Genomic DNA, 13040 nt, shown 5'->3' with positions numbered 1-13040 from the left:
GTCAGCGGTTGAACGGCGCCTCCTGGACCCAGTGGAAGCCCCGGCTGAGGAGCTGGAGCTTCGACGTGTCCACCTTGCGCGCGCGGACGTCGACGGGGGCGCCCTCGAAGGTGCCCTGGATGACCAGGTGCTCGGCGTCTGGCTGTTCCAGGGTGAGGGTCGTCTTCTTCGCGTCCGCAGCGGGGCTGTCGGCGAGCACGAGCGTCCGGTCCGCCACGCTCACTGTCACCTGGAAGCGCTGCGTGGAGTCGTCCATCTTCCGGAGCGTCAGCCGGCTGCGGCGGCCGATGGCGAAGCTGCGCCATCGTGTCGTATCGCCCATGCGCGGAGGGACCTCCGTACCCGCTCTCGTGAAGGATTCGACTTCGTAGAGTCCGTAGAGCGGAGGAATGGGTGAGCCATCGCCCCACTTCGCGTATCCCTCCATCGTCCGACTGGCGTGGGAGTGGAGCATCCAGCCGATGAAGAGGAGCTTCACGCCAAGCAGGGCCCAGGTGGTGCGAGTGGAGAAGGTGAAGGGCGTGGCGAGCGTGACGGGCTGCGTGGCGCGGTTGAGCACGAGGACGTCGGCGAGGCGTCGCAAGTCAGGCAGCAGCAGGAGGACGGCGTACAGCAGGAGTTGCGTGGAGTAGATCTTGACGGGGACGTCGTAGAAGAAGTTGAGCGCCACCACATTGGACATGACGCCAATGACGACCAGCGAGCCGAGCGTCGTGGTGCGCCGGGAGAAGAGCAGCAGCGCGCCCAGTACCTCCGCGCCTCCGGTGAAGAGGTTGTAGCCCGGGGAGTAGCCCATGAAGGTCCACAGGAGGCCCATGGGGGAGAGCTCGCCCACGGGTTGAGTCAAGCGCTCCACGGAAGGGAAGGGGAACTGTGACTTGAAGACCTTGGCGAGGCCATAGGACAGCATGGTCGTGGCCAGGAGGTAGCGGACGTAGACGCGCAGGAAATCGCGGGCCTTCACGTACCGCGTCCGATGCCGGTCGATGAATGACCACGCGGACGCGACGATGAGGGCGAGCGCAAGGAAGAGGCCCGTCTGCGCGTAGTCGAAGGCCTTGTCCCCACTGCCGGACGTGGCGGTGGACAGCTCCTGCCCGCCGACCACGTGCCTGTAGACCCAGGGCACGACGCGCTCCCAGGCGTCCGAGATGGCCGTGGACAGGGTCGTGCCGATGAAGGGCAGTGCGTCCAGTGGGAAGGCGAAGCCCTGGATGATGACGTAGGCGAAGACGAAGCGGAACGCGACGCGCGTCGCCAGACTCCAGGGTGCGGGTTCCGGGGCGGGGGTGACGGGGGCCACGGGCACTGGAGCGACGGGCCCTGGTTCGGAGGCAAGAGGGGTGGCGGTGGTCATGGCGGGCTCTGGCGCTCAATCGTAGTCAGTGAGCAGCGGATGCCTCAAACTCCGCGGGTCCGGTGACGGTGTCCGAGCGCGTGCCGTGGGACAGGGCCGCCTTATCGCGCGGTGCGGCGGGGGGCCTTCCGTCGCGGCTTGGAGGAGTGTCCACGCTGCTCGCCCTGGGTGCGCAGGGCCTCGATGATTCGGCGGGCCAGGGGGTTCTCCGGAGCGCTCGCCCTCTGCACGGCGTAGATGAGATTGACCACGGGCTGGCGGCTCGGTGCGGGGGGTATGACGACGGTGCCTTGACGCGCGGCCTGCGCGACACAGTGGTCGGGGAGGATGGACCAGCCGTGCCCGGCGGCCACCGTGCCCAGCACCTCCTCCAACTCCTCGAAGTGGTACGTGCCCCGGACGGAGCGCGGCTGTCGTCCGTAGTGGCCCTCGAACCACTTGCCGAAGACGTACTCGCACTCGTCATACGTGATGAAGGCGAGGTCCTCGAAGTCCGCGAGCTGGGGGAACGCGCGTCCTCGCGCCTGGGGCGGGCCGACGAGCACGAGCTCCTCTCTCCACACGGGGGCCGTGAGCAGTCTGCTGGAGACATGGGGCAGGTAGACGAAGCCCACGTCGCAGGCGCCATCCTCCAGGGAGGCGAAGACCTGATCCGCGGTGGGGAAGCGGAGCGAGTAGGGCGACGCGGCCAGCTCGCTCGCGAGGAGGGGATAGAGCACATGGCGGCCGAAGCCGCTCACGGAGGCGATGCGCAGCGGCGCGGGTCGGGTGTCGCCTTCCTTGAAGGAGCGCGCGAGCTGGCCGAACTCGTCGAAGAAGCGCTCGCAGAGCGCGTGAAGCTTCGAGCCCGCGTCGGTCAATGTGAGTCGTCGCGTCGTGCGGTCGAAGAGCACGGTGCCGAGCTGCTGCTCCAGTTGACGAATCTGGTAGCTCACCGCCGGCTGCGTCCGGTGCAGCACCGTGGCCGCGCGACTGAAGCCCCGCTCGCGGCTCACCGTCAGGAAGGTCTCCAGGTAGCGAGGGTCCAGGTCCATCGAATGATTCTATAGGCTTCATCCAGTCTATCCATTGGATTGATGGAGAGGCGCGCTCGCAGGATGCCCTCCACATCGCGGGATACGCGGTGTCGGAGGTGGAGTCATGACGGGTTCGTGGAGTCGGACATTCGTGTCGGTCGGCTGGCTGTGGATGGTGTTGGGCGCGGGGACGGGAGTGGCGCGGGAGGTGGAGTCGTCCTCGGGCAAGCCAGGACCGCGCGCGGTGGTTCCGGCCCGGGGGCCCACGAGGGCCGTGGTGTCATCGGTGGAGGAGGTGCGTCCGTCGCTGGTGGTGTTCCTGGTGTTCGATGGGCTGCGCTACGACGACCTGGAGCGCTGGCGTCACCGGATGGGGCCGGGAGGTTTCCGCAGATTGCTCGAGGGCGGCACCGTCTTCGACTCCGCGCGCTATCCCTATGCGACGACGAAGACGTGTCCGGGGCATGCCACGCTGGCGACCGGGGCGCTGCCCGGCGTGCATGGCATCATCTCCAACGAGTGGTACGAGCGGGAGTCCGGCGCGGAGGTGAGCTGCGTGCGCGACTCCGCGAGCCCTCCGCTGGATGACCCGAAGGGCAAGGGCGTGTCACCCCGGCGCCTCCGAGTATCGACGTTGGGGGACCGGTTGCTCGCGACGCATGGGGCTTCTTCGCGCGTGCTGTCCGTCTCGTTGAAGGACCGCGCCGCCATCATGTTGGGAGGCCACCGGGGACAGGCATACTGGTGGGGCACGAAGGGCTTCACGACGAGCCGTCACCACGCGGAGCACCTGCCGTCCTGGGTCTCCACCTGGAATGACGCCCAGGTCTCCCAGAAGGGTGGCGCGTGGGCGCGAGGCGCGGAGGTGGCGACGTACGCCGCCCTGGGGCCGGACGACGATGCCCGTGAGCGTCCACCCGAGGGACTGGGACGCACGTTCCCCCATCCGCTCACCACCGAGGATGCCTTCCTCTACACGCCGCTGGGCGCGGAGAGGTTGTTCGAGTTCGCCCTCTCGGGCGTGAGGGCCGAAGCGCTGGGCACGCGCCCCGGTGCCAGGGACTTGCTGGCCATTGGCGTGTCGAGCGTGGACGTGGTGAGCCACGGCTTTGGTCCGGAGAGCCACGAGACGGTGGACATGTTGCTGCGGCTGGACAGGGCGCTGGCGGTGTTCCTGGAGTCGTTGGAGCGAGAGGTGGGGTTGTCGAAGGTGTTGGTGGCCGTGAGCGCGGACCATGGGATGGCGCCCGCGCCGGCTCGGGCCGAGCAGCGCATGTCGGGGACGCTCGTGACGCGCGCGGTGGATGCGGCGCTGGACCAGGCGTTCGGTGCGGACGATTGGGTGGAGGCCTTCAGCGCGCCGCACCTGTATCTGCGGCAGGCGCGGTTGAAGGCGAGGAAGGTGCGGCTGGAAGAGGCGGTCGAGGTGGCGCGCAAGGCGGTCCGCGTGCTGCCGGGCATCGCCGATGTCATCTCCGCCTCGGACGTGAGCGCGGGCCGTGAGCAGGGCTTCGCGCGGAGGGTGCGCGGCGAATACGTGGCGGAGCGGTCCGGAGAGCTGGTCATCATCGCGGACCCGCATGTGCTGTTGGCTCCGGACGACGAGCATGCGAGCACCCACGGAACGCCATACGAGTACGACATCCACGTGCCGCTCATCCTCTTCGGCCAGGGGCTTTCCGCCGTGCGCCAGGGGCGACCTGTTACTCCGCTGGACCTGGCGCCCACACTGGCCACGTGGCTGGGCGTGACGTTGCCGGAGGCCTCGGGAAGCCCCCTGTGCGAGGCCCTGGCGCCGGGGACGCCCGTGCCCGCGAGCTGCGCCGCTCCGCCTCTCTGAACGGCCCTGGTGCCCAGCACTCCCTCTCACCCGCGAATTGCGCCGCTCCACCTCTCTGCGAGGCCCTGGCGCCCGGCACTCCCGCGCCCGCTGGCTGTGTCGCTTCATCTCTCTGTGCGGCTCTGGCGTTCGGGACGCCCGTGCCCACGAGCTGTGTCATTCCAACTCGTTGAGTCGCGAGGAGGCGGGTGTGCCGCTCGGCCGCCCGCTCGGGTGTTGAGGACTTGTGGGCTCTTGTTTCGCGTCCGGGTCAGACGCCCCTGGTAGATAGGGGGCCACGTGGACGACGACCGGACCGGACAGGACAGCAGGCCTCCCAGGAAGCAGAAGCGACCCCGGAAGGTGTCCGCCCGCTATCTGGAGAACGTGGCGCTCCACTACGTCAAGCGCTACGCCTCCACGGTGAGCCAGTTGAAGCGCGTGCTGGTGCGCCGGGTGGACCGCTCGGTGAAGGAGCACGGCGGAGACCGCACCGAGGCGCTCGGGTGGATTGACGCGCTCGCGCAGAAGCTCGTCCGCAACAACCTCATCAACGACGACACCTATGCGGGGATGAAGGCACAGTCGCTGCGCGCCTCCGGCCGCAGCACGCGGATGATTGCCCAGAAGCTGCGGATGAAGGGCGTGGACGCGGACCTGGTGCAGCGCAAGGTGGCGCTGGCCACCGCGGAGGTCTCCGACGAAGACGCCGCGCGCATCTGGGCCCGGAAGAAGCGACTGGGTCCCTTCCGCAAAGATTTGGCGAAGCGAGAGGAGAATCGCAAACGCGACCTCGCGGCGCTGGCTCGCGCCGGCTTCTCGTTCGGCGTCGCCAAGAAGATCATCGACGGAGCACTCGACTAGCGCTGCGACGTCCGGCCTAGCGTGAACTCCCATGCCGTGGTGCCGCGAAGCAGTTTTGCGGAAAAGAACGCAGCTATCAAGTTGTACGGGTCTCCCGTACTTCCCCTCGCGACCGGAACCCCTTCGGTCCCTCACGGGAGGCAGGAGATGAACGCGACGAGAGACCCGCGCACGGCCACGCTCGATGGCCCATTGCTGCATCACACGCTGCTGGGCGACGGACCTCCGCTCGTCCTCCTCCACGGCTTCACGGGAACGGGCGCGGACTGGGCCCACGTGTTCGATTTGGATGCGCTCGCTCGCCAGTACCGGCTTGTCATCCCGGACTTGCGAGGCCACGGCCGGAGCGGCAATCCGTCGGAGGACTTCACCACGCGCCAGTGCGCGGCGGACGTGCTCGCGCTGTTGGACTCGCTGGGCATCGAGCGCTTCCGCGCCATCGGCATGAGCCTGGGAGGCAACACGCTGCTGCACATCGCGACGCGAGCGCCGGGCCGCGTGGAGCGGATGGTGCTCGTCTCCAGCACGCCGTACTACCCCGCGCAGGCCCGCCGCATCATGGCCACCTTCACGGAGGAATCGCGCACCGAGGCGGAGTGGGCGGACATGCGCTCCAAGCACGTCCACGGAGACGCGCAGATTCGCGAGCTCTGGCGACACGGCCGAGGCTTCGCGAACAGCTTCGACGACATGACCTTTACGCCGCCGCTGCTGGGCACGGTGCGTGCGCCGACGCTGCTCGTCCAGGGAGACCAGGACCCGCTCTATCCGCTGGAGCTGTCGGTGGAGTTGTACCGCGCCATTCCCGCGTCCCGACTGTGGGTCGTCCCCGGCGGTGGCCATGGCCCCATCTATGGGGAGCAGCGCGAGGCCTTCGCGCGCACGGCGTTGGCGTTCCTCGCGGAGCCGCCGCTGCCAGCGTGAGGCGTCGGCTCAAGCGGGGCCGTGGGTAGGGAGCAGCTTGCGCGCCAGGGCGATGAACGCGCGCAGCGGTGGTGAGGCGCGGGCGCGGTGGGGGTAGTACAGGAAGATGCCTGGGACGGAGGGCGCCCAGTCCTCCAGCACCGGCACGAGGGTCCCCGCACGCAGGGCAGGGGCGACCTGCAGCTCCGCCAGATAGGTCAGCCCCACGCCCGCCACCGCCATGCGGAACATGACCTCGGCGTGGTCCGTGGCCAGTTGGCCCTTCACCTGGACGCGCAGCTCCTTGCGTCCTCGCTCCAGCTCCCAGTGATAGGGCAGGCCCGTCGTGGGCGCGCGGTAGGTGATGCAGTCATGCTTCGCCAGGTCCTCGGGGCGCAGCGGAGTGCCGTGGCGCTTCAGGTAGGCCGGGGAGGCGAGGACCATGAAGCGGAAGGCGGGCGTGAGGCGCACCTGCACCATGTCCTTCTCCACGGCTTCCACCAGCCGCAATCCCGCGTCGAGTCCTTCCTCGACGATGTCCACGAGCCTGTCCGACACGCGCACCTCCGCGTGGACGTGGGGATTCTCCCGGAGGAAGCGAGGCAGCACCGGCTCGATGACGCTGGCCAGGGCGATGCCGGGCACCGTGAGGCGCAGGGTGCCGGTGAGCTGGGTGGCGTCGGCGGACAGGTGTTCGAGCGCGTTGAGGGCCGACTCCAGTCCGGGCGCGGCGCGCTCCAGCAATCGCTGGCCGGCGTCGGTGAGCGACACGTTCCGCGTGGTCCGGAAGAACAGCGCTTGTTGGACGCGCTCCTCCAGCAGCCGCACGGACTGACTCACCGCGGAGGTGGAGACACCCAGCTCCTTCGCGGCCCGCGTGAAGCTCTTGTGCCGGGCGACGGAGACGAACACGGCCAGCTCGTTGAGTGGGGTCAGTGCCATTATGAAGCCATCCTAAACAGTGCTTTCGAATCGTGCCGCTTCTCCGAAAAGCCCTCGGGCGGCAATTTGAGGTCATTCACGGAGGCACGCATGACGACGACGAACCGCATCGGCTCGCTTTCCCGCTACCACCTGCTGGGGCGCTCGGGGTTGAGGGTGAGCCCGCTGGCCCTGGGGACCATGACGTTCGGCACGGAGTGGGGCTGGGGCAGCCCCAAGGACACGGCGCACCGCCTGCTGGCCCGCTACCTGGAGGCGGGGGGCAACTTCCTCGACACGGCGGACGGCTACACCAACGGCACGAGCGAGGAGATCATCGGGGACTACTTCGCGAAGCAGGGTGGGCGTGACGGCGCCGTCATCGCGACCAAGTTCACGGTGAACACGTCGCCTGGAGACCCGAACGCGGGAGGCAACGGCCGCAAGAACATCCACCGCGCGGTGGAGGGTTCGCTTCGCCGGCTGAAGACGGACTACCTGGACCTGTACTGGATGCACGCGTGGGACGGCATCACTCCGATGGAGGAGGTGATGAGCACGCTGACGGACCTCGTGAGGGCGGGGAAGATTCGCTACATCGGCCTGTCGGACGTGCCGGCCTGGTACTTCGCGCGGGCGCAGACGCTGGCGGAGCGTGAGGGCTGGGAGCGCATCGTCGCGTTGCAGCTGGAGTACTCGCTGGTGGAGCGCAACATCGAGCGGGAGCACATCCCGGCCGTGCTGGAGCTGGGGGCGAGCATCACCCCGTGGAGCCCGCTGGCGTCGGGGTTGTTGTCGGGCAAGTACGCGCGAGAGGGGCTGGTCGCGAAGGGCGAGGGCCGACTGCCGGCCGTCCAGGGACGTGGCAATCCTGGGATGGAGAAGCTCTTCACGGAGAAGAACTGGCGCATCGTGGACACGCTGATGGAGGTGGCGCGGGAGTTGGACAAGCCGCCCGCGCAGGTGGCGCTGGCGTGGGTGACCCGGAGGCCGGGGGTGGCGTCCACCATCATCGGGGCGACGAAGCTGGAGCAGCTCGAGGCGAACCTGCGTGCCCTGGACGTGGAGATTCCGGAGGCGCAGTCGGCGAAGCTGGCCGCCGCCGGTCGCCCGGAGCTGGTGCACCCGTACATCTTCTTCGAGAACGCGTTCTTCACCAGCGGCATGTTCACTGGCGGGACGTCCGTGCGCGCCGAGCCGACGTGGTTCCGTCCGGCGGTGCGCTGAGTGTCATGCCCGCGCTGGAGGTTGGCTCAGTCGGTGCGTTGAAGAACGCGCCAGAGCCAGCCCCAGCGCAGCTCCAGGTCCTCGAAGGGTGGGACTCGGATGAGTACGTTGTCCTCGTTGTAGATGCCCAGCTCGGCCCATTGCCCGTCACGCAGCTCGCTCACGGTGAGCGTGCGTGAGTCCAGGTCGATGAACCAAAGGTGCTTGATTCCGAGGCGTGCGTAGAACGGGCGCTTGATGCGCAGGTCATACGCACGTGTCGACGGCGACAGGATTTCGCAGACCCAGTCGGGTTCCGTGGTCCACTGCCGTTCGGGGAGTGTGGCGACGCGTTCTCGTCGCCAGCCAGCGAGGTCCGGGATGAACTCGGGGGAGCCCGAGGCCTGTACGCCGGGCTCGACCATGAGCCACCAGCCGCCGGGCCCGGAGTTTCCGAGCTGGAACGGACCATCCAGCTCACCAAAGAGTCTCAGCCCGAAATAGACATGTCCGCCACCAGGGCGGGCATGCGTGTACAGCGCTCCATCGATGATCTCGCCCACGACGCCCTCGGGCAGAGCCTCGATGTCGGCGAGGGTCGCGACACCCCCTGTCTCGCGCTTGCCGTAGGCCATGCCCCGAGTGTGGAGATAGCAGCGCGGTCTGACAAGCCGCGTGGAGGCGGCTACTCGGTGTCGGGTGTCTCCAAAAGCGGCCACAGCCTACCGAGCTTCAACTCGATGTCGTCGAACGGAGGCACGCGGACGACGTCCGCATCACCGTAGTTCCCCACTTCCGTCCAGAGTCCATCGCGCAGCTCGCTCACTGTGAGCGTGCGCGTGTCCAGGTCGATGAACCACAGATGCTGGACTCCCAGCCTCGCGTAGAACGGGCGCTTGATGCGTGTGTCGTAGCCACGCGTCGACGGTGACAGGATTTCGCAGGCCCAATCCGGAGGCAGGGACCACCAGCCCGCCGGAAACAGCGCCACCCGCTCCTTGCGCCATCCCGCGAGGTCCGGAACGAACTCAGGCGAGCACTCCAGCCGAACCCCTGGCTTCATCTGAATCCACCAGTCGCCTGGTCCACCGATGCCCTGCTGGAACGGACCACGGAGCACTACGTTCAAGGCTCCAATAAGGTCCATGTGCCCAGCACGCGGCTGGGCATGCACATACAACGTTCCTTCGATGACCTCGCCCACGACGCCCTCGGGCAGGGCCTCGATGTCGGCGAGGGTCGCGACACCCTCTGTTTCGCGTTTGCCGTAGGCCATGCCCCGAGTGTGGAGATAGCAGGGCCGTCCGACAAGCCGCGCCGCTGACGGCGTTCGTTTACAGCTAGAGCTTCAACTTCTTGAACACGGATTCCGGGATGCTCTTGATGATGAGCATGATGATGGCCCAGATGCCGGGAACGTAGACCTCGTTCTTGCGCGAATCGGCGGCGCTGAGCAGTCCGCGCGCCACCTTCTCCGGCGAGGCGAACAGCTTGTTCTTCGGCAGGTGCGCCGTCATCGGTGTGTCCACGAAACCCGGCTTCACCGTCACCACCGCCACGTTGGACTTCGCCAGGCGGTTGCGCAGGCCCTGGAGGAACACGGTCAGCGCGCCCTTCGACGTGCCGTACACGTAGTTGCTCTGCCGGCCCCGGTCTCCCGCCACCGACGAAATCACCACCAGCGTGCCGGCCTTCTGCGCCTCGAAGCGGTTGGCCAGCACCGTCAACAATGACGCCGCGCTCAGGAAGTTGGTGCGCAGCACCGCCTCCGTCGCCGTCCACGAGCGCTGCGCCTCCGCCTGGTCTCCCAACACACCGTGCGCCAGCACCACGCCGTCCAGCCCACCCAGCGCCTGGAACGCCCCGTCCACCAGCGCCTCGTGCACGGCGAAGTCGTTCAGGTCCACCGCCTTCGACTCCACCTTCGCGGCGCCCCGCGTGGCGGCGTCCTTCGCCACCGCGTCCAGGTTCTCCGCGTTGCGGCCCACGAGGTACAGCGAGGCACCGCGCGCGGCGAGCAGCCGCACCGTCGCCTGGGCAATGGCGCTGGTGGCGCCGAGAACGAGCACTTTCTTCATGGGGTCGGCAATCTCGGAGAGAGGTCAGCGAAGCGCAAGCAAGGACTTGGGATGCGGCGCTCCGGAAGCGCGCTCCGATTCCAGGGAGAAGGGCATCGTCACCGGATTCATCCGCCGCCAGAACGACGACGAGAACGCCGGGTCGATGTACCCCGCGAACTCCGAGCGGCGCGGGAAGTACGCCGCGAAGCTCTCCGGACTCATCCGCGCGTCCTTCGCCGGGTACACCGCGCCGCCCGCCTCGCGCGTCACCCGGTCCAACTCCTCCACCAGCCGGTACGTCTTCTCCCCCCGGTTGGCGAAGTCCATGGCCAGCGTCACGCCCTGACGAGGAAAGGACATCCATCCCGGCGAGGGGATGTCACCGAAGGTCTTCAGCACCGACAGGAAGCTGGGCAGCCCGCCGCGAGCGCTGCGCTCCAGGATGTCCTTCAGCGCGTCGCGCGCGGTGGAGTAGGGCACCACGCACTGGAACTGGAGGAAGCCCCGGCTGCCGTAGATGCGGTTCCACGCGTAGATGGCATCCAGCGGATAGAAGAACGGGTCGTAGTGCGTCAGCCGCTGCTTCGGCTTGCCGTTCTGCCGATGGAAGTAGAGCCAGTTGAACGCCGACACCGACAGCCGGTTGAGACAGAACGCCGGCATGTCCATCGGCACCGCGAGGCCGATGCCGTGCGACAGATGGCTCTTCGCCAAAGGAAGCCCGTCGAACTGCGGCGGCGCGAAGTTGCCCCGGTACAACAGCCCCCGTCCCACCTTCTTGCCGCGCGCCAGGCAGTCCACCCACGCCATGGTGAACTCGTGGTCGGCCTCGGACTCGCGCGCCACGACGAGAAACTCGTCCAGGTTGCCGAAGGGCACCGTCTCCTGGAGCACGTACGGGTTGCTGATGGGCTTGAGTTGCACCTCCGCCCAGGTGACGAGCCCGGTGAGCCCCAGGCCGCCAATCGTCGCGCCGTACCAGTCCGGGTTTTCGTCTGGCGCGCACAGGCGGCGGCTGCCATCCGAGCGCACCAGCTCGAAGCGGCGCACGTAGCGGCCGAACGTCCCGCCCCGGTGGTGGTTCTTCCCGTGCACGTCGTTGGCGATGGCGCCGCCCACCGTCACGTACTTGGTGCCCGGCGTCACCGGCAGGAACCAGCCGCGCGGCGCCGCCAGTCGCAACAGCGTGTCCAGCGTGACGCCCGCCTCGCAGCGCACCACGCCCGTGGCCGCGTCGAAGGCGATGAGCTTGTCCAACCCCGAGGTGAGCAGCAGCGTCCCGCCCCCGTTGAGGCAGGAGTCGCCATAGCTGCGCCCCAGCCCGTGCGGCAGCACCGAGCCGGAGATTCGCGGCAGCGCGTCCGAGCGCCACGTCAGCGACTGCGTGCGCTGCTCGACTTGGGGGTAGCGCCCCCAGGACTCCAGTGACTTCATCGCGGAAGCCCTCTCACGTGGCCGCCCACAGCACCAGGGCTGAGACGAGCCCCACCGCGTAGCTCACCTTGTCCTTGAGCGCGAAGACGAGCGGGTCCTCGTTCACCTGCCCGCGATGCGCCAGCACCCAGATGCGGCCCACCCAGTAGAGCATCACCGGGCACAACAGCCACAGCCGCTCCGGGTGGTCGTAATAGACAGTCACTTCCTTCGACGTGATGTACAGCGCCAGCACCAGCACGGACACCTGGCCCGCCGCCGCGCCCAGGCTGGCGAGCTGCTCGTAGTCCTGCGCCAGATAGCCGCGCCCGTGCGCGGTCGTCTCGTTGGACAGCCGCAGCCGGCGCACCTCGCTCAGCCGCTTCACCAGCGCGAGCGACAGGAAGAGGAACATGCTGAACATGAGCAGCCAGCTCGACGTGGGCACGCCCACCGCCAGCGAGCCGCCGAAGATGCGCACCGTGTACAGGCCCGCCAGCACCAGCACGTCCAGCATCACCACCTGCTTGAGCCGCAGCGAATACGCCAGCGTCATCGCGTAGTACGTCGCCAGCAGCGCGGAGAAGGCGGGCGGCAACAGCAGACACACCGCCGCTCCCGCGAGCAGCAGCACCGGCGCCAGGGCCACGCCCACGCTCACCGGCAGCGCGCAGGCCGCGAAGGGACGCTTCTTCTTCGTCGGGTGCCGCCGGTCCGCGTCCAAATCCAACAAGTCGTTGAGCACGTACACGCTGGAGGCGCACAGGCTGAACGCCACGAAGGCCAGCATCGCCTGGGCGAGCAGGTCCGGCGACGCGGCCTTGTGCGCGGCGAGCACCGGCACGAAGACGAGCGCGTTCTTCGCCCACTGGTGCACGCGCAGCGCCTTCACCCAGACGCGCGGGCCGACCGCGGGCTTCTCGAAGACGCGGTGCACGTGGCGCCCCAGCGCTCGCGCCTTCTCCAGCACGCCCGCGGGCGCGTGGACCACCACGATGTGCCGCGACTCGCGCCACAGCGGCAGGTCCACCGCGTCGTTGCCCGCGTAGTCGAACGTGCCCAGCGCCGCCTTCAGCTTCGCCAGCTTGCGCGCGCCGGACAGATTCACCGTGCCGTCGCTGGCGTGGACCTCCGTGAAGAGGCCCAGGTGCGCGGCGACGGCCTGCGCGATTCGCTGGTCCGCCGCCGTGGCCAGCACCAGCTTGCGGCCTCGCGCCTTCTCCTCGTGGAGGAACGCGAGCAGCTCCTCGTTGTACGGCAACTGGGTGGCATCCAGCCCCGCCCGCTTTGCCACTTCCGCCTTGAAGTACGCCTTGCCCTTCAGCACCCACAGGGGCATCAGCAGGAGCAGCCAGGGCGCGCGCTTGAAGAGCACGAGCAGGTTCTCGTGCAGCGTGTCGGTGCGCACCAGCGTCCCGTCGAGGTCGACGGCGAGCGCCACGTCTGGCGGGTCTGCGGAGAGGGGTGTCTCTGGAAGCATG

The 13040-nt window shown here is 68.3% G+C and carries 12 protein-coding genes; 4 read left to right on the top strand and 8 right to left on the bottom strand.

Translation table 11 applies throughout. The annotated features are described in order from the left end of the window. Window position 1: 1 nt before the first annotated feature. Window positions 2–1357 (bottom strand): hypothetical protein, encoded by a 1356-nt coding sequence (locus G4D83_RS07675; protein ID WP_163864027.1) that lies wholly within the window; start codon window positions 1355–1357, stop codon window positions 2–4. Window positions 1358–1458: 101 nt separating this feature from the next. After that, complete coding sequence (locus G4D83_RS07670; protein ID WP_163864026.1) at window positions 1459–2391, bottom strand: LysR family transcriptional regulator; 933 nt, start codon at window positions 2389–2391, stop codon at window positions 1459–1461. A gap of 133 nt (window positions 2392–2524) precedes the next feature. Between G4D83_RS07670 and G4D83_RS07665 the strand changes: the two genes are divergently transcribed. From G4D83_RS07665 to G4D83_RS07655, 3 genes are all read left to right on the top strand, one after another. Next, window positions 2525–4213 carry an alkaline phosphatase family protein gene (locus tag G4D83_RS07665; protein ID WP_163864025.1) on the top strand — a complete coding sequence of 563 codons (1689 nt, stop codon included), beginning with the start codon at window positions 2525–2527 and terminating at the stop codon, window positions 4211–4213. 279 nt (window positions 4214–4492) lie between these two features. Continuing rightward, window positions 4493–5056, top strand: coding sequence for a regulatory protein RecX (locus tag G4D83_RS07660; RefSeq protein ID WP_163864024.1), 564 nt, complete (start codon window positions 4493–4495; stop codon window positions 5054–5056). Window positions 5057–5203: 147 nt separating this feature from the next. Beyond that, complete coding sequence (locus tag G4D83_RS07655) at window positions 5204–5980, top strand: alpha/beta fold hydrolase (protein ID WP_163864023.1); 777 nt, start codon at window positions 5204–5206, stop codon at window positions 5978–5980. Window positions 5981–5989: 9 nt separating this feature from the next. On the opposite strand, the gene G4D83_RS07650 is transcribed toward G4D83_RS07655, so the two are convergent. Next, window positions 5990–6901 (bottom strand): LysR family transcriptional regulator, encoded by a 912-nt coding sequence (locus G4D83_RS07650; protein WP_163864022.1) that lies wholly within the window; start codon window positions 6899–6901, stop codon window positions 5990–5992. 90 nt (window positions 6902–6991) lie between these two features. Between G4D83_RS07650 and G4D83_RS07645 the strand changes: the two genes are divergently transcribed. Next, on the top strand, window positions 6992–8107 hold the full coding sequence (locus G4D83_RS07645) for an aldo/keto reductase (protein WP_163864021.1): 1116 nt from the start codon (window positions 6992–6994) through the stop codon (window positions 8105–8107). 26 nt (window positions 8108–8133) lie between these two features. On the opposite strand, the gene G4D83_RS07640 is transcribed toward G4D83_RS07645, so the two are convergent. From G4D83_RS07640 to G4D83_RS07620, 5 genes are all read right to left on the bottom strand, one after another. After that, a complete protein-coding gene (locus G4D83_RS07640) occupies window positions 8134–8721 on the bottom strand; it encodes a Uma2 family endonuclease (protein WP_163864020.1) in 588 nt (195 codons plus the stop codon). 50 nt (window positions 8722–8771) lie between these two features. Beyond that, entirely contained in the window at window positions 8772–9362 is a 591-nt protein-coding gene (locus G4D83_RS07635; RefSeq protein ID WP_163864019.1) for a Uma2 family endonuclease, read from the bottom strand. Window positions 9363–9426: 64 nt separating this feature from the next. Further along, window positions 9427–10164 carry an SDR family oxidoreductase gene (locus G4D83_RS07630; protein ID WP_163864018.1) on the bottom strand — a complete coding sequence of 246 codons (738 nt, stop codon included), beginning with the start codon at window positions 10162–10164 and terminating at the stop codon, window positions 9427–9429. Window positions 10165–10188: 24 nt separating this feature from the next. Continuing rightward, complete coding sequence (locus G4D83_RS07625) at window positions 10189–11580, bottom strand: FAD-binding oxidoreductase (RefSeq protein ID WP_163864017.1); 1392 nt, start codon at window positions 11578–11580, stop codon at window positions 10189–10191. A 13-nt stretch (window positions 11581–11593) separates the two neighbouring features. Next, window positions 11594–13039, bottom strand: coding sequence for a UbiA family prenyltransferase (locus G4D83_RS07620; protein ID WP_163864016.1), 1446 nt, complete (start codon window positions 13037–13039; stop codon window positions 11594–11596). Between the last annotated feature and the right edge of the window lies 1 nt (window position 13040).

The sequence above is a fragment of the Myxococcus eversor genome, from assembly GCF_010894455.1.
Lineage (GTDB): Bacteria > Myxococcota > Myxococcia > Myxococcales > Myxococcaceae > Myxococcus > Myxococcus eversor.
This window is presented reverse-complemented; position numbering and strand designations above follow the sequence as displayed.